Source organism: Parashewanella spongiae (assembly GCF_004358345.1).
In the GTDB taxonomy this organism is placed as follows: Bacteria; Pseudomonadota; Gammaproteobacteria; order Enterobacterales; family Shewanellaceae; genus Parashewanella; species Parashewanella spongiae.
Genome location: NZ_CP037952.1, coordinates 3,838,771 through 3,863,686, shown reverse-complemented (window position 1 = coordinate 3,863,686; position 24,916 = coordinate 3,838,771). Strand labels below are relative to the sequence as shown.

Annotated in this window: 20 protein-coding genes, 1 other RNA gene and 1 pseudogene; 12 read left to right on the top strand and 10 right to left on the bottom strand. The window is 40.7% G+C overall.

Annotation, left to right across the window (positions count from 1 at the left end; translation table 11 throughout):
* Positions 1 to 44: 44 nt before the first annotated feature.
* From gcvT to E2I05_RS15385, 5 genes are all read right to left on the bottom strand, one after another.
* On the bottom strand, positions 45 to 1,139 hold the full coding sequence (gene gcvT / locus E2I05_RS15405) for a glycine cleavage system aminomethyltransferase GcvT (protein WP_121854811.1): 1,095 nt from the start codon (positions 1,137 to 1,139) through the stop codon (positions 45 to 47).
* Positions 1,140 to 2,107: 968 nt separating this feature from the next.
* Positions 2,108 to 3,331, bottom strand: coding sequence for an FAD-dependent monooxygenase (locus E2I05_RS15400; RefSeq protein WP_121854812.1), 1,224 nt, complete (start codon positions 3,329 to 3,331; stop codon positions 2,108 to 2,110).
* 12 nt (positions 3,332 to 3,343) lie between these two features.
* Positions 3,344 to 4,612 carry a 2-octaprenyl-6-methoxyphenyl hydroxylase gene (gene ubiH / locus E2I05_RS15395; RefSeq protein ID WP_133309730.1) on the bottom strand — a complete coding sequence of 423 codons (1,269 nt, stop codon included), beginning with the start codon at positions 4,610 to 4,612 and terminating at the stop codon, positions 3,344 to 3,346.
* Between the two features lie 98 nt (positions 4,613 to 4,710).
* Entirely contained in the window at positions 4,711 to 5,286 is a 576-nt protein-coding gene (locus tag E2I05_RS15390) for a UPF0149 family protein (RefSeq protein WP_121854814.1), read from the bottom strand.
* 92 nt (positions 5,287 to 5,378) lie between these two features.
* The gene (locus E2I05_RS15385) at positions 5,379 to 5,975 is read right to left on the bottom strand and encodes a hypothetical protein (protein WP_121854815.1); all 597 of its coding nucleotides are present in this window, start codon (positions 5,973 to 5,975) and stop codon (positions 5,379 to 5,381) included.
* 237 nt (positions 5,976 to 6,212) lie between these two features.
* Here E2I05_RS15385 and zapA point away from each other — a divergent pair, with 237 nt between their 5' ends.
* The 3 genes from zapA to E2I05_RS15370 all read left to right on the top strand — a co-directional run bounded on the left by zapA (position 6,213) and on the right by E2I05_RS15370 (position 7,332).
* The gene (gene zapA, locus E2I05_RS15380) at positions 6,213 to 6,515 is read left to right on the top strand and encodes a cell division protein ZapA (RefSeq protein WP_121854816.1); all 303 of its coding nucleotides are present in this window, start codon (positions 6,213 to 6,215) and stop codon (positions 6,513 to 6,515) included.
* 43 nt (positions 6,516 to 6,558) lie between these two features.
* Positions 6,559 to 6,741: non-coding RNA, 6S RNA (gene ssrS, locus E2I05_RS15375), on the top strand.
* Positions 6,742 to 6,978: 237 nt separating this feature from the next.
* Positions 6,979 to 7,332, top strand: coding sequence for a TnsA endonuclease N-terminal domain-containing protein (locus tag E2I05_RS15370; RefSeq protein ID WP_121854817.1), 354 nt, complete (start codon positions 6,979 to 6,981; stop codon positions 7,330 to 7,332).
* Here E2I05_RS15370 and E2I05_RS15365 read toward each other — a convergent pair.
* Positions 7,318 to 8,448, bottom strand: a complete 1,131-nt coding sequence (locus E2I05_RS15365) for an ISAs1 family transposase (protein WP_133309729.1) — start codon at positions 8,446 to 8,448, stop codon at positions 7,318 to 7,320. The two genes, E2I05_RS15370 and E2I05_RS15365, sit on opposite strands and share 15 nt — an antisense overlap.
* 403 nt (positions 8,449 to 8,851) lie before the next feature.
* Here E2I05_RS15365 and E2I05_RS15360 point away from each other — a divergent pair, with 403 nt between their 5' ends.
* Positions 8,852 to 9,739 (top strand): hypothetical protein, encoded by an 888-nt coding sequence (locus tag E2I05_RS15360; protein WP_121855314.1) that lies wholly within the window; start codon positions 8,852 to 8,854, stop codon positions 9,737 to 9,739.
* Positions 9,740 to 9,774: 35 nt separating this feature from the next.
* Here E2I05_RS15360 and E2I05_RS15355 read toward each other — a convergent pair whose 3' ends face one another.
* Entirely contained in the window at positions 9,775 to 11,280 is a 1,506-nt protein-coding gene (locus E2I05_RS15355) for a transposase (protein ID WP_133309425.1), read from the bottom strand.
* Positions 11,281 to 11,355: 75 nt separating this feature from the next.
* Between E2I05_RS15355 and E2I05_RS15350 the strand changes: the two genes are divergently transcribed.
* Entirely contained in the window at positions 11,356 to 11,664 is a 309-nt protein-coding gene (locus E2I05_RS15350; RefSeq protein WP_424450125.1) for a response regulator, read from the top strand.
* A gap of 3 nt (positions 11,665 to 11,667) precedes the next feature.
* Here E2I05_RS15350 and E2I05_RS22645 read toward each other — a convergent pair.
* Positions 11,668 to 12,794, bottom strand: a pseudogene (locus E2I05_RS22645) (ISAzo13 family transposase).
* Positions 12,795 to 13,068: 274 nt separating this feature from the next.
* On the opposite strand from E2I05_RS22645, the gene E2I05_RS15335 reads away from it, so the two are divergent.
* The 7 genes from E2I05_RS15335 (at position 13,069) to ltrA (ending at position 20,198) form a co-directional block, all read left to right on the top strand.
* Positions 13,069 to 13,560 (top strand): sensor histidine kinase, encoded by a 492-nt coding sequence (locus E2I05_RS15335; protein ID WP_121855304.1) that lies wholly within the window; start codon positions 13,069 to 13,071, stop codon positions 13,558 to 13,560.
* Between the two features lie 1,131 nt (positions 13,561 to 14,691).
* Positions 14,692 to 15,018, top strand: a complete 327-nt coding sequence (locus E2I05_RS15330; RefSeq protein ID WP_133309727.1) for a hypothetical protein — start codon at positions 14,692 to 14,694, stop codon at positions 15,016 to 15,018.
* A 77-nt stretch (positions 15,019 to 15,095) separates the two neighbouring features.
* Positions 15,096 to 15,467, top strand: coding sequence for a hypothetical protein (locus tag E2I05_RS15325; protein ID WP_133309536.1), 372 nt, complete (start codon positions 15,096 to 15,098; stop codon positions 15,465 to 15,467).
* Positions 15,464 to 15,796 (top strand): IS66 family insertion sequence element accessory protein TnpB, encoded by a 333-nt coding sequence (tnpB, locus tag E2I05_RS15320; protein ID WP_133309503.1) that lies wholly within the window; start codon positions 15,464 to 15,466, stop codon positions 15,794 to 15,796. Before E2I05_RS15325 ends, tnpB begins: the two co-directional genes overlap by 4 nt.
* Positions 15,797 to 15,886: 90 nt before the next feature.
* On the top strand, positions 15,887 to 17,494 hold the full coding sequence (locus E2I05_RS15315; protein WP_133309726.1) for an IS66 family transposase: 1,608 nt from the start codon (positions 15,887 to 15,889) through the stop codon (positions 17,492 to 17,494).
* A gap of 217 nt (positions 17,495 to 17,711) precedes the next feature.
* Positions 17,712 to 19,112 carry an ISKra4 family transposase gene (locus E2I05_RS15310; protein WP_133309725.1) on the top strand — a complete coding sequence of 467 codons (1,401 nt, stop codon included), beginning with the start codon at positions 17,712 to 17,714 and terminating at the stop codon, positions 19,110 to 19,112.
* Between the two features lie 33 nt (positions 19,113 to 19,145).
* Positions 19,146 to 20,198 (top strand): group II intron reverse transcriptase/maturase, encoded by a 1,053-nt coding sequence (ltrA, locus tag E2I05_RS15305; RefSeq protein WP_133309724.1) that lies wholly within the window; start codon positions 19,146 to 19,148, stop codon positions 20,196 to 20,198.
* Between the two features lie 120 nt (positions 20,199 to 20,318).
* On the opposite strand, the gene E2I05_RS15300 is transcribed toward ltrA, so the two are convergent.
* Together E2I05_RS15300 and E2I05_RS15295 are read right to left on the bottom strand one after the other, a co-directional pair.
* The gene (locus E2I05_RS15300; protein ID WP_133309723.1) at positions 20,319 to 24,077 is read right to left on the bottom strand and encodes a pentatricopeptide repeat-containing protein; all 3,759 of its coding nucleotides are present in this window, start codon (positions 24,075 to 24,077) and stop codon (positions 20,319 to 20,321) included.
* Positions 24,078 to 24,443: 366 nt separating this feature from the next.
* Positions 24,444 to 24,872, bottom strand: coding sequence for a group II intron maturase-specific domain-containing protein (locus E2I05_RS15295; protein WP_279387047.1), 429 nt, complete (start codon positions 24,870 to 24,872; stop codon positions 24,444 to 24,446).
* Between the last annotated feature and the right edge of the window lie 44 nt (positions 24,873 to 24,916).

Below are 24,916 nucleotides of genomic sequence, written 5' to 3'. Positions count from 1 at the left end.
TTGTTGCGTTATCTTTAAATCTGAAATCTGTTTAAAATTGTGAGTTAAAATGCTTGCTTTCCATTACGAACAAAACAAGGTTTTACGACCTTTACTTCGACCCGTTTTTTACGCATTTCAACTTCCACGGTATCACTGATGCCTTTAGGTACTCGCGCCATGGCAATCGAAAAACCTAAAGTAGGAGAGAAAGTACCACTGGTTATTTCACCTTGGTGCTCATTTCCTTCTGCATCAGTAAAGAATACGTTCATACCGTGGCGTAAAACGCCTTTGGTTTCCATGACTAAACCGACCATTTTAGTAGTACCATCTGCCTTAATGGCTGTGAGAGCCTCTCGGCCAATAAAGTTACGTTCTGGTGGCTCCCAGCCAATTGTCCAACCCATATTTGCAGCAAGCGGGTTTACCGATTCGTCCATATCTAAGCCGTAAAGATTCATTCCAGCTTCTAATCGCAGGGTATCACGTGCACCAAGTCCACATGGTCGAACCCCTGCTTCTAGCAAAGCTTGCCACAGTGATTCAGCTTTATCATTAGGGACAATTATTTCATACCCTGCTTCGCCTGTATAACCAGTTGTTGCAATAAATAACGAATCGGCTTGTACGCCAAAAAATGGTTTCATCCCTTCAACAGCGTTTTGTTGTTGTGAACTGAGCACTTGTGCTGCTTTTTGCTTAGCATTAGGCCCTTGTACCGCAACCATAGCAAGTTCAGGGCGCTCTATGATCTCAACTTGGTATGACTGCGCCTGTTTATTTATCCACGCTAAGTCTTTAATTCTTGTCGCTGAGTTCACAACCAGACGATAATGGGTTTCGTCCAAATAATATGTGATCAAGTCGTCAATAATACCAGCTTCATGATTTAACATGCCGCCATATAATGCTTTACCTGTGACATTGAGTTTAGCAACATCATTAGCCAATAGAATACGCAAGAAATCCTTGGCATCAGTACCCATAATATCGACAACAGTCATATGCGATACGTCAAACATACCGGCATCTTGTCGAACAGCATGATGCTCTTCGATTTGTGAACCATAGTTGATCGGCATTTCCCAGCCGTGAAAATCAACCATTTTGGCATTCGCAGCCAAGTGTTTGTCAAAAAGTACAGTTTTATTAGCCATTATTTTCCCTTTCAGGAGTTAGAGGTAAATGCCAATTCTGTGAAGCAATTGGCAAAAAACTGCGAAATTATACCTTGCGCCTTCATTTTGTATACAAAATTTTTCTTAGTTTTGTGAGTGATGGATTAGATTTTATAATCCGTGAATAAAAACAAGGGTATCGGAGTGGTTGAAGGTGATATGTGATGTAAATTTTGAGAGAGACTAAAAATAAACTATTTGCATAGAGTTGTTTTAATTCCAATGAAGTGTAATATGTTGATTTTTATAGGTTAATGCTGTTGCGCGGTTGCGTGGGCGGTTTAGAAGGTTGCTATGAGTGTGGTTGTTGTTTGAGTGATTGTTGAAACAAGGTACACTCAAACAATTGGGGTTGATAGATTAGTATTCAGTAGAACCTAAATAAATCGGTTAAATACAAAATTAAGCAACCCGAATTCATCCATCAGGAGAGTCCTGAACATACATATACTTGCCAAAATCACCGCTAGCTGCGTTATAAATTTTGCAAGTAGAAACGAAGTAACGACAGTTTTGTATGTTGGTAACCACTCTTTGCTGCTATTCATGCTTTGTTATCAGTAACTTTTTGCGTATATGGACGCTCCCAACCTATTTATTTAGGTGGAAGATGGTTTATACCAATTACAGTAATTAAATACCCAGCTCAGAGCTATGTATGTGTTCAAAGTACAAGTGAAATTGATGAAGACATAGTTATTACCGACATACAAAACTGTTGTTATTACATTGCTACGTTGAGACAGTTTTGCGTAGTAATTTGGACACATACAAGCTCCCGAAGGGCAAGGCTAAAGGATTTCATTACTAGGTTACAAGTTTTTGAATTATCCCGACAAAAGCACGAAGTGCGTTGAACGCCAGCTTTGTATGGCGGCCGTTAGGGTATATAGTACTTCAAACTTGCGCCTTGTACTGAAATCCATTAGCTCTTGCTGAGTGGGAAGTTAATTACTGTAATTGGTATTACACAGCTTAGGAAGTCGAGCCTTTTGCCCTAAGGCTTGTTTAGCGAATACAGTTTTCAGTATTTCAAACTTATCGACAAAATTTAATCCAAAGTCACATAGGGCTTTTTTGAATATATTGTCGCCACTGAATAAACGCTTTATCGACTCCATGGCGGCTATCATTTCTATAGCTTCAGCTTTTCTCCAACGTTCAAGTTGGCGGAGATTTTGATATTCACCTAAGTCTTTGCCTTGAAGCTTTAATTCAGACAGAGTTTCAATGATACTGGCTGAATCAAGAAAGCCTAAATTGACCCCCTGTCCTGCAAGGGGGTGAATGGTGTGAGCCGCATCACCAGCAAGGATCAATCGCTGTCTTGCAAAATGTCGAGCATAACGCATTTTTAATGGGAAGCTTAAACGCTTACTTTCAACACTACACAAACCTAATCTTGAATCAAAAGCGGCTGTAAGAGATTTGGAAAATTCGTTATCGTCCATTGCTAATAAGGTTTTTGCTTTTTGCGGGGACACTGACCATACAATAGAGCACAAATTGTCTTGGTTTAATGGTAAAAAAGCCAAAGGACCGCTGCTTAAGAATACTTGTCTGGCACAATGTTGATGTGGAACTTCAGTTTTTATGGTTGCAACAATAGCATGATGATCATAATCCCAAAAACTGAGTGGAATTTTACTTTGCTGTCTTACCCAAGAGTTCGCACCATCAGCGGCTATTACAACCGCTGCAGTGAGGTTGTCACCATTCTCGAGGGTTAACCAAGCTTCACGATCACCCAAAGCAATATTGGCCACTTTTACGTTTTCAATGTGAGTAAGTTGCTCGAGTTCAGCTGCACGTTTAATTAGTGAGTTGCTGATATTATCGTTTTCTATAATGTTGCCTAGCAGTGATTCGTTCTGGCTCTTGGCATCAAATTTTATTGAGCCTAAACCATCTTTTGTCCACACTTCCATAGTGTCATACCCGCCCAATCGTTCTTGGTTGATATATTGCCATGCACCAATATTCTCAAGAAGGGTTTGGCTGGCTTTGTTAATCGCGCTGACTCTAAGTTTAGGCTCGCCACTCACGGCTTCAACAGAACCAGCATCAATGATAATTGTATTGATATTAGCTTGTGCTAATCCTATTGCGGTAGCTAATCCGACCATGCCGCCACCAACAATGGCTACGTCATAGCTTTGGGTATTAAACATTCTAAAATTCCATTATAAAATTGTGTCTGTGGTGAAACCCATGGCCTTGCTTGCAATAGGAGCTTTGAGCGGCGGCAACCAAGATAACAGCCGTAATCCAAGATTTCGTCCTAATGTAAGTGGCCAAAGATCATTAGAAAAACCACGGACTAAAAACTCAACTCGATTAATTGTATTCATTCTGTCTTTCTCACGAGCTTTTAAATAGGCGTGAGTCATTGCCACATTGCCCATTGGTAAATTTTCAATAAGCGCGTGTTCAATGACATCAAGCACACCCATAATATCTCGTAACCCTAGATTAAATCCTTGCCCAGCGATAGGGTGCAAAGTTTGTGCAGCATTACCGACAAATAAACACCTATGGTGGATTGGTCTTGGCATGTAAGTCAATTTTAGAGGGTAAGAATAGCGCTCTCCAACATCGATAAATTGTCCTGCACGAAAACCAAATGCTTGTTGTAGTGAGTTCAAAAACACAGGCTTGGTTGCTTGCTTCATTAGTTCGGCATTATCCGGATCAAGCGCCCAAACCATAGATAAACGTTGCTGACCATTAGACGGGCTCATTGGTAATAATGCTAAAGGCCCGCTGTTTGTAAAGCGCTCCCAAGCTCGATTTTTGTGCGATTTTTGCAAGCTGATGTTAGCGATTAACGCTGTTTGTTTAAAATCAATTTCTTCTTGAGGTAAATTGAATTGCATGCGTACGGATGACTGAGCACCATCGGCAGCAACGATTAGTTTTGTAGTCAGCACTTGACCTGAGTCAAGCTTAACATGGTGAAACTCATCATTAGCTTCAATCTTGTCGAGCTTAGCAGGGCAAATGATGTCAATAGATGATTTTTGTAACTCTTTAAAAAGCTTATAACCAACGGGGTTGAGTTCAATTACTTCGCCCATCGATGCAATGTTAAAGCTGTTAGCATCTAATTCAGTCATGCCAAAGTGGCCGCGATCTGAAATATGAATATGCTTAATTGCCGTACCTAATTCACTAATATGCTGCCAAATATCAAGTTGAGTTAATGCTTGAATACTACCGTGTGCTAATGCGATTGCACGAGCATCAAACCCTGGGTGATCAGAGCTTGGTGCAAATGCTTCAATAATGGCAATATCTAGGGTTTTATTATGTCTTTTGGTTAACTGTTCAAGTCCGAGCGCTAATACCGAACCAACCATAGCACCACCAATAATGACTACATCATAGTGATTAATAGCATTTTTATCTTGATTTTGCTGAGTTTGCTTCAATTGGGAAGGCTTGATTGTCATTCTGAATCCATCTATTCGACAAAACATATACTGTTGAATAAGCAGTTTGACTTATTCAACAGTAAAAACAAATGATTTTGATCAATCAGGGTAATGGGCTAGTGAAGTGTATTGCAGTTGGTACTATCATCAACCATGACTTCAGGGGCAAATTCTGAATAACAATTCATTGCCGCTTCTCGAACAAAGTCTAATAATTCAAAAAAAGCAGACTCTGAGTCTTCGTCATCACCAACTTCAGCACCATCGGAGAAAATATTACTCATTACTTCAATGTACTGTTGAATGCGTTCAGACGAATCATTGAGTTTAGGTTGTGCGATAGCAAGTGCAGAAAGGAAATTATTGACCCATAAAAATAACGCATCAACTCTCACATTTAGTGGCTCTTCTTCTTCAGGCAATAGTAAAGTAAAGCCGAAGTCGAAGTCGTCTAAACGGTTTAGTGTATCTTGATAGAGCTCATTAAGCTGACTTTGAACAGATGGTGGGAAAGGTTCATTATTATTGCTTAACTCAATGAGTAATGGTTGCCAAGCCTCAGTAGTTTGTTCAACTCCGCCACTGATTATCCCCACTATAGTTCCATGTAATTCTGAAGGATGTAAGCCGATACCTTCAGCCATTAAAATAGCCATTAATTTTTCAATCTGTAATGACGGAGGGGTGCTCATGAGTATATTCCGTTTAATCTTAATTAATTGAGCATAATTCTATCAGATAGCTAAATAGGATCCTATATAGCCTGAAATTTATGAATGAAAGATTATTTCTGCCAGAGCGAAGCAAACGCTGTTATAACTTTATTTACATTGCGATTAATTTCATTGCTCACGAATCTTTTGTTAGTGGCTCTAGTCACTAAAGAGTCTTGTGGATTGCTGATTTTGTCAGGAAACTGAATCGAGTTTACATCGTATTCTGCCCATATATCTTTTTCGTCAATATGCCGAAGGTCTTCTTTGGTCGCCTCTCTCCAGCCATCACCCGAAACTCTAGAGCTCTCTTTTTCGCTGCTAGACATATCATAAGATGCAGATGCTATTCGTTGGTCATTTAAATAATCAGATAATTTTTTTGCAATAAAGTCAAGTTGATTACTTGATATTGTGGGGTTTTCGTCCTCAAAAACATGTTCATTCTCAACATGGAATTGGGCAATAGTTTCTTCGAGGTTTTCATTCTTCTTTGCTGAAATTAAGAACTGTAATACTTGCAATCCTTTATCGGTTTTAAATGTTACCTCAAAAGGTTGTGCTTCTGGTGTGGCACTTTGCTTTAATTTTTCTACAGCTTGTTCATCCATTTTTATCGTTAATTGGCCGCTCTTTATACTACCTGCTGGATTTGATGGAATACTCATTACTACATCCTTGATTCAATATTCATTCAATAATTGTAGTTCGATTCTGAAAAAATAATAAATCATCGTGATTTTTTAGTATGAAATACAGGCAATTTTTTGTCGGTGTGAGTATTTACAAGTTAAAGAATCAGCAATTAATCCAATTGATGGCGGAATATAGTTCGGGCGTATTGCACTTTTGCGTCTAGACTTATATAGTCCGCACTTAATACAACATAAGGATGTTGGATCGCTATGAGTAACAGGGCCATTGATATAACGTTACTGGGTCGGACCTACTCAATTGCATGTCCGGCAGAACAAGAAGAAGCACTGATTAAAATTGCTGAAAATCTTGAAAAACAGTTAAGTGACTTAAAAACTCGCTCAAACAGTTTATGCCGCGAAGAAATCGTGATTATGGCCGCACTAAATATTGGTCATGAATTGTATACTGAGCAACGTCGAAATCAGGATTATGTCTCACAAATGGATGAGCGGATCAATTTGCTTCAATCGACGTTAGAAGAAGCGTTAGTAGTACGTAGCTCGAAGTAACTACACAGAATTTAGGTCATCTTTAAAATTGACCAATCAAATTTGCTCCCTGGGATACATGTTCTAATCAGTAATGTCCCTGTGCCGATAATTTTGACTTAAGGGTGAATGTTTGGCTGACATTGTGCAAGCTCGGCTCGTATCGAGAAGCCTTAGGAAGTTATCGTTTACCCGCCTTGAACCTACGGTTCAAGGGCTAAGCTGATAACGGTATCTTGGGGAGCAATCCAATCAATAACTTACGGTAAATATTGAGTTTTATTTGTCATTGTACCCATAAGATGACAAATTTTACCCATATAGTGACAAATTTAACCCATAACCTGTTATAAATCACATCATAAGATGACAAATCTAACCCATAAGTTGTCAAATATCTTATCGTAAAAAAGTATTTATTATCTCAAAATTAAAAGTGTGATTATCCTCTTAAGATTACTTTGCTTAATTTAATGGTTTTGAGATGTACATCAGAAATCTTCGCAAAGCTTCTCCCAATAAAAGCGTTCTTAAATTTGTGAGTATAAAAACAAATAAAATAGTTATGTGTGAAGGTACTATTGAGTTTGACGCTTGTTTTCATCATGAATTTGACGAGGACGTTGTTAGTTTTGAATCTCAGCCGAAAGGTTACAAGTATCATTTTGAAGGAAAGGAGCTTCCGTATACCCCAGACGCAGTGATCACTTTTAAAGATCAGACTAAACAATATATTGAATATAAAGCAATCAGGCAAGCGCTAAAGTCTGAGTTCAAAGTGCGATTTAAGGCCAGAAACAGGGCGGGATTATGCTTTGATGAATTATTCTCCAAATAAAATCTCAGCCCTAAATTTTGCATCCCAGCAGGCTCGCTGTATCTTGCCAGCCACACTGTCTTTTGAAGAGTGATTTTTAATTAAGTTCAAAACCTTTCGCCTAATAGTTGCTAAATTTTTTGCACCATCATCAGCATAAATTTTACAGTCATCCTCTTTAAAAGTGACATCGAGAACCCAATGCTGACTATTTTCAATTGCCCAGTGCTTCCGTATATATCCAGCGATGCCTTCCACGTCACTGGCTAACGAGGTTATGTAATAAGACGTTTCATGGCTTGATTTATTCTTCATTTCTCGCATCCGAGTGACTTCAACAACGGCCTGACTGCCTACAAATTTAGCCGTTTCGTCAAACCAATTTGTAATTGGCAAAAGGCGATAATGTCTTTCATTTATTCGTCCGTGCTCACCGTCTAACTCTGTAAAGTGATTCTGCTTTAAAAGCTCTGGTGTGTCTCGATAGCACTTATGAAAATAAGCTTCTATTTCAGCAAGTAATTTACCTTGATTCTTTTTCACTTGAAGAACGTAATCACCTTTTCCTTCACGTATTAAGGTTGCAGTTTCTTTCTGGCAGTGCATGGCGTCAGCGGTAATCACTGCATTTTCAATATCCATGTGTTTTAGCATGGATTGCATTACTGGGATTTCATTCGTTTTGGTCGACGTTTCTTGTTGACGTATTATCAGCCCATTATCTACAACCATTGCCGTCATTAGTTGAAGCGCCGCTATGTCATCACCGTGTTTAGAGCCACAAGCAACTTTACCATCAAAACTGATATGCTCTTTACCATCTCGCTCCCGTAATGTATTGGAAAAGTTAATAAAGCAAGACATCATACTTTCGGCTTTAACACCTCTAATTATCCGTCCGATTGAGTGTTGTGTCGGGATGCCATTACTAAATGGCCGATATTGTCTTAACCAATCTAATTGAGCTTCACCGAAAATGTTGATGGCTTTCCAGCCTGTAGCACCACAAAGCACTGCGGCAATTGTAAGAAAAATAATATCAGCTAAATCATACTCTTTATTAGCTTCAACACGATAATCTTCAACTTGTTCAATCTCTTTCATTACGTCCATAATCAGACTCAAATCAGTATTCATTTGTCGATCTGATCATCGTTACTCAGGAAAGTTCAAAATTGATTTAATTATTTTCAAGATCTAAAGCACGATCCCGCCCTGAGGCCAGAAAGGAATCAGGAGAAAAATTAGGTATTTCTTTAATTCTCGTAACAGATGAACAAGTCCGAAGACAACCATTACTTGAAAATTTAAAAATACTTCACCGCTATTCAAGTTTTACACTTGAAAATGACCTTCAAGAAAAAATATTAAACATCATACACAAGGTTGGGAGGTTATCATTATTCTGTCTTTTAACTCAATTTGAAGAGGATATTGGAAACTTAAGAGCTAATGTATTGCAACTCGTAGCAACAGGGAAAGTTAAGGTAGATCTCATCAATGAGAAACTTGATGGTAATCCTACTTTTTGGTGTGAGTCATGAGCAGCTTCAAAGATGAGTTCGAAAACATTTATCAAAGAGAGCAGGCAACTACTCCGAAACAATATATTCCATTAGAAGAGTCGGTATTAATAAAACGAGATTTAGATACTTATTCTAACGAGTTGAAGGAACAAGCTATTGAGCGGTTTAGGATTATTTCATTAATACAACAAAAGATAACATCAGGTTGGACTAAAAAAAGTTTAGAGCCTATCTTAGCTGAGTTGTATTCAGAGCAAACAAAGAAGATTCCTAGTTGGAGAACAGTAGTTAGGTGGAGGAAAAAATTCCAAGACAGCGGAGGTGAAATAACTTCATTAGTTGATTTTCATCAGAAAAAAGGCAATACAGCTAAAAGAATATCTGGCGATGAAGAGTTCTTTAAAGTTGCACTAGAAAGGTATTACAAAGCAATACGCCCATCGATAATGAAAGCCTACGAGCATTATTGTGACTTAATTACGATTGAAAACAACAAAATCGTTGATGGCAAAATACCAAAAATCTCATATAAAAGCTTTAATCGACGAATCAATAAGTTACCACCATATCCCGAGGCTGTTGCTCGCTATGGTAAATATTTAGCGGATAGAATGTTTGAGAAATGCCTTTCACATATACGGCCAACTCGAATTCTAGAAAGGGTGGAAATAGATCACACACCACTGGATTTAATTCTCGTAGATGACGAACTCAATATACCGCTTGGAAGGCCATACCTTACGCTCCTCATAGACGTATTTAGTAATTGTGTCGTAGAATTTCATATTAGCTATAGAGCTCCATCGTATGTGTCAGTTGCTAAGGCATTAGTTAGGACTGATCAAAACATAGGTCTTAAAGGTAACAAATCAAAGAGAGATCGCCAGCTCAACCTCAGTTGAACCGCTACCGTAAATCACACAAAGTTTGTGAGTGCTTAGTGGTGTAAATCCGAAGGTGGAAAATTCAGCATTGTTAGCCAGTCATCAACTTTTTTCCCTGTGATATTCTGATACGATGAAGTTCCTTTATGTTTCCCCCAGCGTCTTGAGCGAAGGTTGTACCAAGCTTTAAATAACTCGAGGAAACCTTGATTGACTCCTTTACGGACATAAAGGTAAGACCGTAGAGTGGCATTAAACCCTTCAATGGCACTTGATGCTCTGTGGCGAGTTTGATGCAACGCTTCCACTTGCAGCATAAGTTCGCTGGCACTCTTGCCTAAACGGAGTCGCAACCACTGATAACTGCCAACTAATTCTTTCTGATACCGCGCTATTTTCCAAGGTTTAGCTTTTCGTAATTGGCGCTTTCGTTCAGAGAAGCGACAAGCCACTTCAACGCATTCTTGAGGATAAAGTTCGCCAAGTTTCAGTAACTTTTCGTGAAGTGCTTGAGTTGCTAATGTCAGTCCTTTCAAACGATTTTTTATGTATCTAGCAGCGGTGATGCCATCTTTATGCTCAGTATTTTTTAAGCCATCAACAGCCTTCGTTAGCAAGGCTTCAGCCTGTTTTTTCGTCATGAGGCTACCCGTTTTCATGGAAATACTGGTCAAAGCTTGGTGGAGATGATTTCTGCTTTTCGTTCCACTTTCATATTGCTCAATCGCTTGCTCACATTTCGCTTGCACGCCTAATAAATCAACCATTGCCTGCTGCTTTTTCTCTGTATCGAATACATCTTTACGCAATCTTTTTTCCAAACTAGCCTCTTTATCAATGTAGTAGTACGCCCGACGTTCAACCTTTCTCAGCGCCTTACCTACGATATACAACGCATGGAAAGCATCATCACGTTGCTCTGCATGTTCAAAGCTCATGCTAACGCCTTTCGCTATTCCTTTTGCTCCATCTTTAACGACGTGCTGAGGTGATAATCCTTGTGATTTAGCTTCACCTAAAACTCGTGCCCAAGTTTCACCGTCACGCTTTTGTTCGTGAGAGAGTGAAAATAAATAACCACTTTCGAGATCTATCCCAGCAAGTACGGGGTCACCTTGGCTGAACATCTCATCGATGGCCACACTCTTTATGGCTGATAGCGACACTTTTTCGTTAAATAACTCAGCCTGCTCTTGAGCTTCAACGATAACGCCTTGAATGTAACCGTAACTGACTTTACAGCCTGGATAAATGAGTGGGATTTGTTCTTCAATTGCTCGAATAGAGTTAGGTGCTGTGATTGATAAAGCCACAATAGAACGGCGAAGATGTGGTACGTCAACATTTACAGATGTAATGACATCAGATTCGTCGTTGGTAGTAACAAGGCACTTTAGTGCCGATTGAGCCGCATATTTAGCGGAGTAAACGGCTTTACGAGAAACATTAAATTCATCAGAAAGAGAAGAAACTGCACCATGCACTTGGCAAGCGATAGTTTTTAAGAGAAGATCGAATTTGTCTGAGGAGTTAAGCGGTGTTCGGTCGAGTATCGGCATTTTATTTTGAGAATAGTTTTAGTCGGCTTATTATCTCAATAAATAACGTTTTTCTCCTCAGATTTTCTCATTTATTTGTTACCCGTATCTGATGGGTTCCAGCACTATCAACAAGTTAAAACCACAACTGATCCGCAACAAATCAGCCATTACTTAAACCAGTTTGATATTGATGTAGTGCTGCTGGATATGAACTTCACTCAAGATGCTATCAGTGGCAAAGAGGGGTTTCATTGGCTAAAGCAGATCTTAACGCTGAAACCAAGCACTACCGTGATTATGATGACGGCTTATGCCGATATGAACTTAGCAGTCCAAGCCATCAAAGCTGGAGCCGCTGATTTTATTGCCAAACCGTGGCAAAACGAGGCATTAGGGATCTAGCATTTAAAAATCTACCGCAATTGGAGTGATTGTAAGATCCCACTTTGGTAATTCACTATTTCTGACTATTTTACTTTCCAGCTCTTCTTTTTCTTTGTTATTGAGCTTGACTCCTTTTGAGTAAATTTTATCAATTAAATTGACTACTGGGCTCATCGCTTTCCATGTCATTGTTTTTGTCCATTCTATTACCGTTTTGGCTGTACTCAGTAATGTGCCATTCCAATGCCTCTCTAACGATGACCAGACTCGTTCTATCGGGTTGTACTTACTGTGGTATGGCGGGTAGTAGACGTTTCGAATCTTGAGTTTCGATTGTTCACTAAACGCTACTAATCTAAACAGGTATTGAGTACGACAGCCACTATTTTCAGGACCATTATCTGAAAAAATAATGAGTTCTTCCACTTCTAGATTTTCACTTTTAACTGAATCCCACCACCATTCAAGTGCGTCACAAATGAAGTCACTTGTTTTATTTGAGTTGCCATAAAAAAAATGAAGTTGATCATTGTCGAGGTTAAGAATTCCGAACGGGATCATTTTCTTTTTTATTTCCATATCATGATCCAACGCTTGAACAGCATCAGCACTACGAGATTTACCGTAACGGGAATACTCACCAACATTAACTGTCGCTTTACAGTCTATACTAATACGGATGACTTTTTTATTACCGGTTGTTTCTTTATTGATTTTGTTTACGTTTTCAAAGATAGCGTCTGTTTGAGGAATTTTTTTTGGGGTTTAGTTTTTTGGTCTCGTCGAAGTCTGTATCCCAGTCGATTTAATATGTCGTTAATGGTTCTTTCTTTAGGTAATTCTTCAGGTAGCCAGCCTTTTTCTTCAATTAACTTTTTTCTGACGCCTTTCGCTGTAATTCGGGTATACACAAACGTATTTTTAAACTTCGGGTCGGCTTGCGATTCAGGATCTACTAACGCTCTAATATCTATTTCTAATTGAGGCTGACTCACTTCACTTCGAGGTTTTCCGTCATAGTGTCCGAAACACTCGAAGCCCGTTTCTTGTTCATGAAGCCCAAGCGCAACAGCCTTTCGACACCAGCCAAATTCTGTTTCAGTTAAGCGTGGACTCCCACAGCAGAAGGTTTTGGATACTTCGGCCATAAAAACTCTTTTCTCCATCCCATGAAGTTTACTGGATGCAAGTTTAATTATCCTTTTGGACTCACTAGAAAGGTAAATTGAAGTAGACATTTGGCTGCAACCGTAAATTACTCTGTTTGGATTATACGTCGGTATAACCTAAGTCGCAGCATCCCTTACTTCATTATCACAAACTGCGACCACGTTAATACCAGAGCAGCTCAGTTTTGACGATGAGGAAGATAAGCAAGATTTACAATTAGCACTAGATACCATTGCTAAGCGAACTGCACATTTGGATGAGTTTATTGGTCGATTCCGCTCGTTGAGCCAATTACCAGCGCCGAATTTGCAAATCACTTCACTTAAAGATTTAGTGAACAGAACCTTAAAGCTGTTTGAAACACAATGGCAGCAATTGCAAGTTGATTTGGAACTGAAGTTACCCAGTGATTACTCATTAATGGCTGATGCTGCGCAGTTAGAGCAGGTACTGATAAACCTTTTAAAAAGCGCTACAGAAGCGGTAAGTGAACTCAAAAATAAGCAAATAACGATTAGCCTACATCAAAATGAAAGTGCTCAAGTAAGCCTCGATATTATTGATAACGGTGAAGGCATCGCTGAACATGTGCATGAGATGATTTTTGTGCCTTTCTTTACTACTAAACCACAAGGCTCTGGTATTGGTTTAAGTTTATCCCGCCATATAATGGTGCAACATGGCGGCGATTTGACTTATGTTCAACCAGACAACGGTGCACGTTTTAGGATGTTATTCAGTTAGTTTTTTTAATGTGAATCGAGAAGGTTATGCGTTTGCGCTAAGTAGCTTTTGTCCAATAACGAGTCAACCATATGATATTATTTAATTTGTAGCTCATTTAAATTGGTTCATTTATAGAATCATTTAAAGTGAGCAACATAGCTTTATAAAGTCACTTAATCTGAGCAACTAATTTGATAAAAGCAATTAATGTAAGCAAGCTCGTTTTTATAAAGTCATTTATTGCGAGCAGAAAATGACGGATAAATGCGAGCAAACCGATTTATAAATGCAAGCAACTACAGTTAATCCTAGAAGCATCAGTTGACTGCGTTCTTAAGCGTAGAAAAAATGGCTGATAGTAAGGCGTAGCTTTTGCAAGTAGTTATTCTACTTGCAAAAGTTACAACGCAGATAGCAGTCATTTTAGCAAGCTTGTGAGCGTAGATCACTTCACTCATTGGGTGAAAGCCATGATGGTAAAATCATCGTATTGCTCAAACAGTTACTCGTATACTCAGCGTTCAACTGATGTTTTTAGGGAGCGCCACGAAGCGCTTTATTCTGTTGCGGGATTTGTCTCAACGTATACGCAGCCAAGCGATTACATGGCCATAAACCAGAGACAGCAACGTTATTATTTATAATAAGTCCATCAGGTTGAAACGTACCTGACGGGATAATTACCAGTTCATCCCGAAATCTGACTGGCATGCATAATGGGTAACCGCTATGACATGAAGCCCTGTGACAAAGGCCTTGAATAAAGGTTGAGATGTAATGTAGGCCGCAGCATCAAGCGAATTCAGTTAAGCGTCGTAAATCAAAAAATGAAGATGGGGAGTCTTTCCTAGTTGACGAACCCTGACACAAACAGAGAAGCAACTGGTAAATGCATCTGTTTGATCTTCCGGCGTAATATGAAGTGGCATGTATTGAAGGAAATAAAGTGAACGTGGGAGAGCCTGAGTGTTGGAAGGTAGTGACTTGCACTATCCGAATATAAGGTAAACCGAAATTTCAGATAGGGCGCTCAGGCAGTCGGATGAGCCCATAGTACCGTTAACCGTGAAGACAACATAACTTCACATCAGGGAAGGGGCTCAGTGTTACACCCGTTTTTTAACGTAACTTTTGAGGTGAAATTGCCATATGGCTAACACTCCAGTAAATATCAGAATATTACAGCGAAAACTTTACTTACGCTCAAAGCTTAACTCGGAGCTACGATTTTACAGCTTGTACGATAAACTCAGTCGCCTAGATATACTCGAAGAAGCCTATCGACGATGCAAAGCCAATAAAGGCGGAGCAGGAATTGATGGCATCACATTCAGTTATCTAGAGCAGCAAAAGAAAGTCGTTGCGCTGTTAAAAGAAATTGGGTGTAGATCTTTTAGATCGACGAAAAGCATGAAAAGATCATTCATTATCAATTGGATGGGTTTAATAAATGGTGCGAAAGGAGCAATTTTATAGTGAGTTTACGGCAGCATAGTGCAACTTTAACCCAATAATTTGATGTAATGATGGCAGATTAATTATCGGAGCCCATCATGCCAAATATAGAGCCATTAACTCGCGTCGCCACAGTCTTCGCCCATTGGCGCATAAATAAGCCGAGTCGCGGAACTAAAATACCAAACACTCTCCGCGAGCAAGCCACTTCATTGCTAGAGCATTACTCATCATCACAAATTTGCACCGCTTTACGTATCAGTGGCTCTCAATTTAAACAATGGTGCCAGGTATCAAACTCGGCAGAGTCCATTACAGACTTCATTGAATTACCCAACTTACCTGAGGTCATCAAGCCGAATTCCCCAGTAAAACTTGAGTTGAATCTATCTAATGGCGACAATATTCATATACAAGGTGTGGTGGATGTTCACTTTATTTGCGCCCTCATCGGGGCAATGAAATCATGATCTATTTAACTTCCAACAGTCGTATCTTCATTGCGACTCAGCCTGCTGATTTTCGCTGTGGTATCGATGGACTGGCGGCCGTGTGCCAACAGCGCTTGTCGAGTAATCCGCGTTCAGGCTCGATATTCGTCTTCATTAATCGCAACAAAACCATGATACGAGCCCTCACTTATGAGCATAATGGCTTTTGGCTGATGACCAAACGGTTATCAAAAGGAAAATTTCATGGATGGCCACGTCATCATGGCGTTATGCAACCGATGGCTGCGGCACAATTACGGCAATTACTGAGTGGTGAACCTTATTTATCTTCAAGTCGCTTGAAATAAATCGCACTTACCGGTTGATTATTTTATTTATCGGATCATACTGCCCGCCGAATTCATTTTTCCTATTCGCCTAAGCTGGACTGTCCTTTAATGAGTAAACCGTTTACTGATATCGACCACAACGCGCTGGAAGCACTGATAGTTCGTGTTACTGAAGCCAGAGAGCATGAATTAGCACTGTCTCCAGAAGATTGTCAGTTGTTACTTGATGCCTTAGTGACGTTATCGACGATGCAGCAACGATTAACCAATCACGATGTCACCGTGCACAAATTGCGTAAGTTACTTGGCATTGAAAAGTCTTCAGAAGCCTTGTCTCGTGTCAGTAAAAGCAATAAAGGAAGCGGTAAACACACTGCGGGTAAAAATCGTAAACCCAAAGAGAGCGGTGAAGATTTCACTCCCGCTAAGCCAGTTGTGATAGTGCATCAGAGTACAGATGTGAAAAAGGGTGATAACTGCCTAGAGTGCCACATGGGTAAAATGTACAAAACCGACCCAGGCAGTTTACTGTGTATCACAGGGCAAAGTCCGTTTAAGCCAGAGCAGCATGTCATGGAGCGCTTTCGCTGTAATGCTTGTGGTGCTTACGCTACCGCCGCTTTGCCAGTTGAAGTGTTAGCCGACGGGAGCGAGCAACAAAAATACGGCTACTCAGCTCGGTCATTAATGGCCATACACAAGTATTTTGCCGGGTTGCCGTTTTATCGCCAAGGGAGCATTCAAAAGCTGCTTGGTGTCAAAATCACTGCGTCTACTGTGTTTGACCAAGTTGAATATGTGGCCAATGATATTTACCCTGTTTATCAAATGTTGGTTAACCTCGCGGCCGATGCGAAGCATTATTATCTCGATGACACGACTCACCGAATTTTGGATGCTACGCCAATAGAAAAACCGGTGCGTAACAGTGACAAGACACAAATGCGCAGCGGCGTGTACACATCAGGTGTTATTGCGACCACTCAAGCCAATGATAGTATCGTGTTGTTTGAAACTAATATTGGTCATGCTGGCGAATTCATCGATAGCCTGTTGCACAAACGCGGTACTCATCAATCTAGGCCGATAATGATGAGTGACGCTCTGGTCAGTAATCGCCCTACGGTAAGAGAATGTCTGCTGTCATTGTGTAACAGTCATGCCAGACGACAATTTGTTGATGTCATTAACCATTTCCCCGATGAAGTCGAGCACGTACTGACACGTTATGGTGAAATTTGGGCTTACGAGCAGCACACTAAAGAGCAAAAGTTTACGGCAACAGAAAGGCTGAGTTACCATCAGCAACATTCGTTGCCTGTAATGAAAACCATCAAGCAGTGGTGTACAACACACCTTAACGATGAAACAGTTGAAGAGAATAGTGGTTTAGGTAAGGCGATGCGATATTTTGTCAAACACTATGTTGGTTTGAGCTATTTTTGCCACTACGAAGGTGTATACATCGATAATAACCGTATCGAAGCCATGTTAAAAATCATCGTTCGTGACCGAAAAAATGCGATGTTCCATAAGACGTTACTTGGCGCTACGATTGGTGATGTCATCACGTCAATGATTGCAACAGCAAGTGAAGCTGGCATCAATGTGTTTGAGTATTTCACATTTTTACAGAGAGAGAAGGATAAAGTGAAAACCAATCCTGAAGAATACCTACCGTGGAATTATCGAGAAACAGTCGTCACTGAAAAATAATACAGCTGTAAGAAATGGACTTGGGCTAATCGCCTAGGTCTAGCTGTACCTGAAATAATTTAGTTTTTCACGCTATGCTGCCGTAAGCTCACATTTTATAGTACTTATCAGTTTCCACACACAACAAGTATATAAAAAGGCTCCTTTCATGAAACTAGCATACTCAAACTCACTCGAATTTTCATTCTTTTCTGAAGCAAAATTGTAATTTGAACGTATTATTTCGCACCTCGAAGACGAGCAAGTTAAGCAAGAAAGCCATGGAGAAGTTGAAGCTTATATCGATACCGAAGGAACTGAGTTGTTGCGGTGTTTATTACAGGGTTTCTTAGATATCAAAACCGCTGAAGAGCCCCGTCAGCAAGTTTGTTCCAACCGTGACATTGCATTGAATCATTTGAAAAATAACTGCAAACGAAACTTAGAAAGTTTATTTGGTACCGTAACGATGCATCGAAAAGGTTACAGTCAACGTCGGTGTGATAGCGTGTTTCCAATGGATGGTGAGCTGAATCTTTCGAAAGATAAATACTCTGATGGTGTACGCCTAAGGCTCGCTACAGAAGCAGTCAAAGGCTCATATGATGATGCAGTAAGCTCAATAGATACCACCACAGGTGCGCACGTGCCCAAGCGACAAGCAAGGCAAATTGTGCAGGATATTGCACAAGATTTTGATGGTTTTTATCTCCAGCAGAGATACCTTAAGCCAGAAAATACATCTGATTTACTGGTATTGACTATGGATGGAAAAGGCATCGTTATGCAACCTAATAGCTTGAGAGAGGGCACGCAAAAAGCAGCGAAACAACAGAAGCTCAAAGGACGCCTAAGTGCTGGAGAAAAAAAAGACCGCAAACGAATGGCAGAAGTTGCAGCGGTATACACCACCAAGCCTTTGCATCGTACCCCAGAATCAATCATGTCTAGAAACGATAATTCAAATGTTCGTCCATTACGTGTGCCACCAAGAAATAAACGTGTGTGGGCAAGCGTAGAAAGAAGCGCTGCGACTGTGATTGAAGAAGCATTTTTAGAAGCTCTGGAACGAGACCCAACTCAAAGCTGTCAGTGGGTTGTACTCGTTGATGGTCATCCTCATCAGCTAAAACAAATTTATCGGGTGATGAAGAAACTCAACATCAATGCAACGGTGGTCATGGATTTCATCCATGTGCTTGAATATCTCTGGAAAGCGGCGTGGTGCTTATTTGAAAAAGATGATCCAGAAGTCGAAGATTGGATAGAAAAGCGAGCGACTGAAATCTTACGAGGTAATGCGTCACAAGTAGCAAAAGGCCTTGGGATCAGTGCAACAAAACGGAAATTAAAACAACGAGAAGGCATTAATAAGTGCATCGGTTATCTATTGAAAAATAAATCAAGATTAGAATACGGTAAAGCGTTAGAGCAAGGTTTCCCAATTGCTAGCGGTGTCATTGAGGGAGCTTGTCGTCATCTGATTAATGATAGGTTGGATATCACTGGAGCGAGATGGAGCCTTGAAGGTGCAGAAGCTATATTAAAACTTAGGTCGTTAAGATCGAGTGGTGATATTGAAAAGTATTGGGAGTATCACAAAAAGCAATCCAAACAGAGGTTATACAGATGTGGGTAACTTCGTCGTTTTAAAAGACCCACACCCAAAGAAATTCAAACTCAATTACAACAGAAAAACTATCGACCTAGCCCAGTCAAACGAGTAGAAATACTCAAAGACAACGGCAAAACGCGGAAACTTGGGATCCCGATAATCAGTGACAGAATTGTGCAAATGGCGATGACAATAGTGATGCAATCCGTCTACGAACCTCATTTACATGGACACAGTTATGGCTACCGTCCATGTCGAAGCGCCCAGCAAGCGGTAAAAGTCATTGAAATGAGCCTAAAACAAGGCTACCAGCACGTACTCGATGCTGACTTGAGCGCCTATTTCGATACCATCCCGCACGCTAAGTTGATGGCAAAAGTAGAAAGGCGAATAAGCGACAGCAGCTTTCTGAGTTTACTGAAAAGCTTTATCAAAGCGCCCATCAGCATAGAGACGGTCAACGGGAAATGGCGAATAGAAGCAAGCCGATGTGGCACTCCGCAAGGCGGAGTTATCTCTCCACTACTGGCTAACATCTATCTCAACGATTTCTGTTTGAAAATACACGAAAAAACACCGTGTAAAATCGTTACCTATGCAGATGATTTTGTTGTACTTCATAAGCAAACCTACACACAAGAGCAACTGGACTGGATAACACAGCAATTAAGTGATGAAGGTCTGAAGCTAAATCAAAGTAAAACCCACTGTGTGGATATGGGAAAGCTGATGAATGAGTTTGATTTCCTCGGTTTTAACTTTCAACGGATCACAGGCCTCATCAAAGGCACCAGTTACATCAAGATACAGGCGTCTAAGAAGAGCCAAACAAAGCTGAAAAATAAAATCAGAGACATAGTGAAACACCGAACCTCAAATACACTTGGCGTACTGATAAATAAGGTTAATCAAGTTCTGAGGGGATGGAAACACTATTTTGGTGGGATAGGTTATCCCAGAGGTGTATTTTTCAGAATAAATGGATTTGTAGTAAACCGGTTCTATCGCTGGCATCGTCGCTTAAGTCAACGTCGAAGCAAGTATCTATCACGAGGTGCTTACGAAAAATTACGCCAAGCTGGTCTTGAGTATTTACCCACGACAAGATGATAAGCAAAGTGAAGGGGCTGAGAGAAGTGTAACAACAGAGCCGTGTGAGGGAAAACCTCATGCACGGAATCGAAGAGGGGCTGCTGGATAAGCGATAGCGAAGCCAGTAGCCTACTCTACTTAATGGGCAGACTTGCTCAATACTATCATTCCTGAGTTGAATTCATCCTCGATAAACTCAAGTCCAAATTCATCTTTGAGAAAACTTATCATTCCATTTTTTAACGTATTATTGCCATGGTACCCAGTTATGATCGATGTGATGTTGGGTTCATTGTTTTGTTTGTGGTAACAAAATAATAGTCTTGCGAAAGCTAATGGAACACCTCGAATATGTGTACCATCGCCTGAATGTCCTTCGAAGATTTTATCCATATGCAAATCTATACAATGATTCATTAAGCCAACATTTTTTTTATATATTCCTTGTGTTATCCCTTTATCAATCATGCTTGCGAAATTATCTTTTTCAAGCGGCGCAAGTTGAGCATGAATTTGTGAAAAAGTACTCATGTTACATTTGTTTATTATTTCTTCTAAATACCATATTCCAGTGTCTAACTCCTTTGCCTTAATACATACTTTAGTAAAGGCATTGTAAATGGCATCATTAGGCTTGATGCCCCACTGTTGTATTAAGCTGGCTGTAGTTGTATCGCCAAACACCAATGACTTGGCTTCTTTAAAACGCTCCATTTCAGCGCAGGCCGTCAGCAAATTCAGGCAGGTGATTGAATCAGCCCTTAGTGGTAGATGAGGTGCCATCACGGGCTTATCACCACACACCAGTTGCCAAGCACTATCAAACTGACCCGTTTGAGCGCATACCGTGATAAAAGCATTGTAAATGGCAACATCAGGCTTGATGCCCCATTGTTGCATTAAGCTGACTGTCGCTGTAGCCGTATAGCCATCGCCCAACACCAATGACTTGGCTTCTGCATAACGTCCAGCTTCAGCGCAGACCGCCAGCAAATTCATGCAGGTGATTTGATTGGCTTTTAATGGCAAATGAGGTGCAATCACTGGCTTATCAGCACACACCAGTTGCCAAGCATTATTAAACTGGCCAGTTTTAGCGCATACCGTGATAAAAGCATTGTGAATGGCAACATCAGACTTAATGCCCCATTGTTGCATTAAGCTGGCTGTAGCTGTATCGCCATCGCCCAACACCAATAATTTGGCTTCTACATAACGCCCCGTTTCAGCGCAAGCGCTCACCAAATTCATACAGGTGATTAGATTGGCTTTTAGTGGTAGATGAGGTGCCATCACGGGCTTATCACCACACACCAGTCGCCAAGCACTATCAAACTGGCCAGTTTTAGCGCATACCGTGATAAAAGCATTATAAATGGCAACATTAGGTTTGATATCCCACAGTTGCATTAAGCTGGTTGTAGCTGTATCGCCATCGCCCAACACCAATGATTTGGCCTCAGCATAGCGCCCCGTTTCAGCGCAGGCCGTCAGCAAATTCGTACAGGTGATTGAATCTGCCTTTAGTGGTAGATGAGGTGCCATCAAGGGCTTATCACCACACACCAGTTGCCAAGCACTATTAAATTGGTTGGTTTTTGCGCAAACCGTGATGAAGCCACTGTAAATGGCAACGTTAGGCTTGATGCCCCATTGCTGCATTAAGCTGGCTGTAGCTGTATCGCCCAACACCAATGATTTGGCTTCGGCATAACGCCCCGCTTCAGCGCAAACGCTCAGCAAATTCGTGCAGGTGATTTGATTGGCTTTTAATAGCAAATGAGGTGCCATCACGGGCTTATCACCACACACCAGTTGCCAAGCACTATCAAACTGACCCGTTTTAGCGCATACCGTGATAAAGGCGCTGTAAATGGCAATATTAGGCTTGACGCCCCACTGCAGCATTAAGCTGGCTGTACCTGTATCGCCCAACACTAATGATTTGGCTTCTGCATAACGCCCCGCTTTAGCGCAGGCAACCAGCAAATTCGTGCAGATGATTGAATCTGCCTTTAGTGGTAAATGAGGTGCCATCACGGGCTTATCACCACACACCAGTTGCCAAGCGCTATCAAAATGGCCAGTTTTAGCACATACCGTGATAAAGGCGCTGTAAATGGCTACATTAGGCTTGATGTCCCATTTTTGCATTAAGCTGGCTGTATCCGTATCGCTATCGCCCAACAACAATAATTTGGCTTCTTCATAACGCCCTGTCTCAGCGCAGGCAGTTAGCAAATTCGTGCAGGTGATTTGATTGGCTTTCCATGGCAAATGAGGTGTCATCACGGGCTTATCACCACAGACCAGTTGCCAAGCACTATCAAACTGGCTCGTTTTAGCGCATACCATGATAAAGGCACTGTAAATGGCAACATTAGGCTTGATGCCCCACTGCTGCATTAAGCTGACTTTAGTTGTATCGCCATCACCCAATACCAATGATTTGGCTTCTGCATAACGCCCCGATTCAGCGCAGGCTGTTAGTAAATTCGTGCAGGTGATTTGATTGGCTTTCAATGGCAAATGAGGTGCCATCAGGGGCTTATCGCCACACACCAGTTGCCAAGCACTATCAAACTTGTCAGTTTTGGCGCATACCGTGATAAAGGTATTGTAAATGGCAACATCAGGCTTGATGCCCCATTGTTGCATTAAGCTGGCTGTATCGCCATCGCCCAACACCAATGATTTGGCTTCTGCAAAACGCCTCGCCTCAGTGCAGGCCGTCAGCAAATTCATGCAAGTGATTGTATCTGCTTTTAGTGGTAAATGAGGTGCCATCATGGCCTTGTCACCACACACCAGTTGCCAAGTACTATCGAACTGGCCTGTTTTAGCGCATACCGTGATAAAGGCATTGTAAATGGCAACATCAGGCTTGATGCCCCATTGTTGCATTAAGCTGGCTGTATCTGTATCGCCCAACACTAATGATTTAGCTTCGGCATAATGCTCCATTTCAGCGCAGGCCGTCAGCAAATTCATGCAGGTGATTTGATTGGATTTTAATGACAAGTGAGGTGCCATCACAGGCTTATCACCACACACCAGTTGCCAAGCACTGTCAAACTGGCCGGTTTTAGCGCATACCGTGATAAAGGCATTGTAAACAGCAACATCAGGCTTGATGCCCCATTTTTGCATTAAGCTAGCTTCAGCTGTATTGCCTAGCACCAATCTTTTACCATCTGAAAAATTTAGATTTAACTTAATTAATTTCAGTAATATGATGCATGTTTTCGATTCATAGGACGATTTAAATCGTATTATGTCACTAAAAATGCCGTCGAAATTAGATGAATGGCTGTCAGAAAACTCGGCGGCTTTGTGTAACATTTTATGGATTAACCTTATGTCCCATGATGTTTCCATGACCTGCTTGTCGTTTTTTAGGCTGTGAATGATTTCAATAAGCTGAGAAAGTTTAGTGCAACCACCAATTAATGCATTTAAATCAATACCCAGTTGATTTTTGGTTTTCTTTTTAAGTTTCCAAGAGTGAATAAGTGCACTTGTCTGAGTAAAAAAGGAGTGAGCGGAGGGAGATGGTTGCTGTATTTGCTTGGTATATCGAGTGCTCGATTTTGGAGTAATGGAGCGGGGCTCAGTTGCAAAATGTCGGTAAGCATTACTTGGCTTCATACAGTAATGAGTCTCTCGTGTACGAGAGTTAAAGCGAGTCGACGATGATTTATTGTTGAAAAAATCATACAGCTTTTGTCTATTGGTTTTGCTTAATCTTTGATAACACTGTTGTAAGTTTTCATCACCATCAAACTTTGAAACCTCAAAGTTTAGATAGGATACGGCTTCGCTTGGGTATTCTTGGAGACTTGTAAGCATGAATCTATATATTGATTGTTGCTCAGCAGGAGTGCGCACTGTCGCCATCACATTACTCAATAAGTGAGTGAATTAACAAGCTAAGAAATAACGCACTGAAATGATAAATACAAAAATATTCAGCTTTAAGGCATTCTATAAATGTATAACAAAAAATTTTCCACCGCACAGGGGAGCCGTTTCATAGCTCATAGTTGTATCTCAGACTCAAAAAAATAATTAAATTGAGCGTAAATTGGTTTTACCCCTCCTTTGCCAACTTGGTCGGCTGGCGTGTTTCTGTCGGATAAACGACACCTGTTACCAGATGTTGTTCTCCTAAGAACCCAGCGTGCAACTTTCACTGCACTGGGCTTAAGCCTCGACTAAGGCATATTATGTTACCCAGCAACTTCACACTACAGGCATGACAGGCTAAAACCAAGAGTTTCTGCTTTGCTTATTGAGTTTGCGCTCTTGTAAATAAGCGGTGTGCTCAGGATTATAAAGCGTAGCAGCCCCTCTAATCTTTACATGTCTTTCAATTAGAGTTTTTGCTATTTCAACAAGGTTAAACGCACAATCCATATCCGCTATTTTCTGACGACCATGAAATCGCCAATAGCCATTTCGGTCTAGAAAATATTTTCTTGCAACCCATTGCCGTCCTTTTGTAATGTGTTTTCTAACAGCCCATCTCCATAACGCTTGAAATAATTGATGTCCTACATAGTCAAAGACTTTCTTTGCAACGCAATGGCGATAATAATTTGCCCATCCTCTCAGCTTTGGATTCAACAACTTGATTAAATCGTTTACTGACATAGTTGCATGCTTTTTAATGAGTTGACGCAGGTTTCTCAAAAATAACAGTGTATTGCGCTTGCTTGGCTTAATAAGCAGTTTGC

Coding starts and splice junctions, on each gene's coding strand:
- ubiH (WP_133309730.1), bottom strand. CDS start 4,612: ATGACAATCAAGCCTTCCCAATTGAAGCAAACTCAGCAAAATCAAGAT.
- E2I05_RS15315 (WP_133309726.1), top strand. CDS start 15,887: ATGAGTAAACCGTTTACTGATATCGACCACAACGCGCTGGAAGCACTG.
- E2I05_RS15385 (WP_121854815.1), bottom strand. CDS start 5,975: ATGAGTATTCCATCAAATCCAGCAGGTAGTATAAAGAGCGGCCAATTA.
- E2I05_RS15355 (WP_133309425.1), bottom strand. CDS start 11,280: ATGCCGATACTCGACCGAACACCGCTTAACTCCTCAGACAAATTCGAT.
- E2I05_RS15390 (WP_121854814.1), bottom strand. CDS start 5,286: ATGAGCACCCCTCCGTCATTACAGATTGAAAAATTAATGGCTATTTTA.
- zapA (WP_121854816.1), top strand. CDS start 6,213: ATGAGTAACAGGGCCATTGATATAACGTTACTGGGTCGGACCTACTCA.
- gcvT (WP_121854811.1), bottom strand. CDS start 1,139: ATGGCTAATAAAACTGTACTTTTTGACAAACACTTGGCTGCGAATGCC.
- E2I05_RS15400 (WP_121854812.1), bottom strand. CDS start 3,331: ATGTTTAATACCCAAAGCTATGACGTAGCCATTGTTGGTGGCGGCATG.
- E2I05_RS15360 (WP_121855314.1), top strand. CDS start 8,852: ATGAGCAGCTTCAAAGATGAGTTCGAAAACATTTATCAAAGAGAGCAG.
- E2I05_RS15325 (WP_133309536.1), top strand. CDS start 15,096: ATGCCAAATATAGAGCCATTAACTCGCGTCGCCACAGTCTTCGCCCAT.
- tnpB (WP_133309503.1), top strand. CDS start 15,464: ATGATCTATTTAACTTCCAACAGTCGTATCTTCATTGCGACTCAGCCT.
- E2I05_RS15370 (WP_121854817.1), top strand. CDS start 6,979: ATGTACATCAGAAATCTTCGCAAAGCTTCTCCCAATAAAAGCGTTCTT.
- E2I05_RS15300 (WP_133309723.1), bottom strand. CDS start 24,077: ATGGCGACAGTGCGCACTCCTGCTGAGCAACAATCAATATATAGATTC.
- E2I05_RS15365 (WP_133309729.1), bottom strand. CDS start 8,448: ATGAATACTGATTTGAGTCTGATTATGGACGTAATGAAAGAGATTGAA.
- E2I05_RS15330 (WP_133309727.1), top strand. CDS start 14,692: ATGGCTAACACTCCAGTAAATATCAGAATATTACAGCGAAAACTTTAC.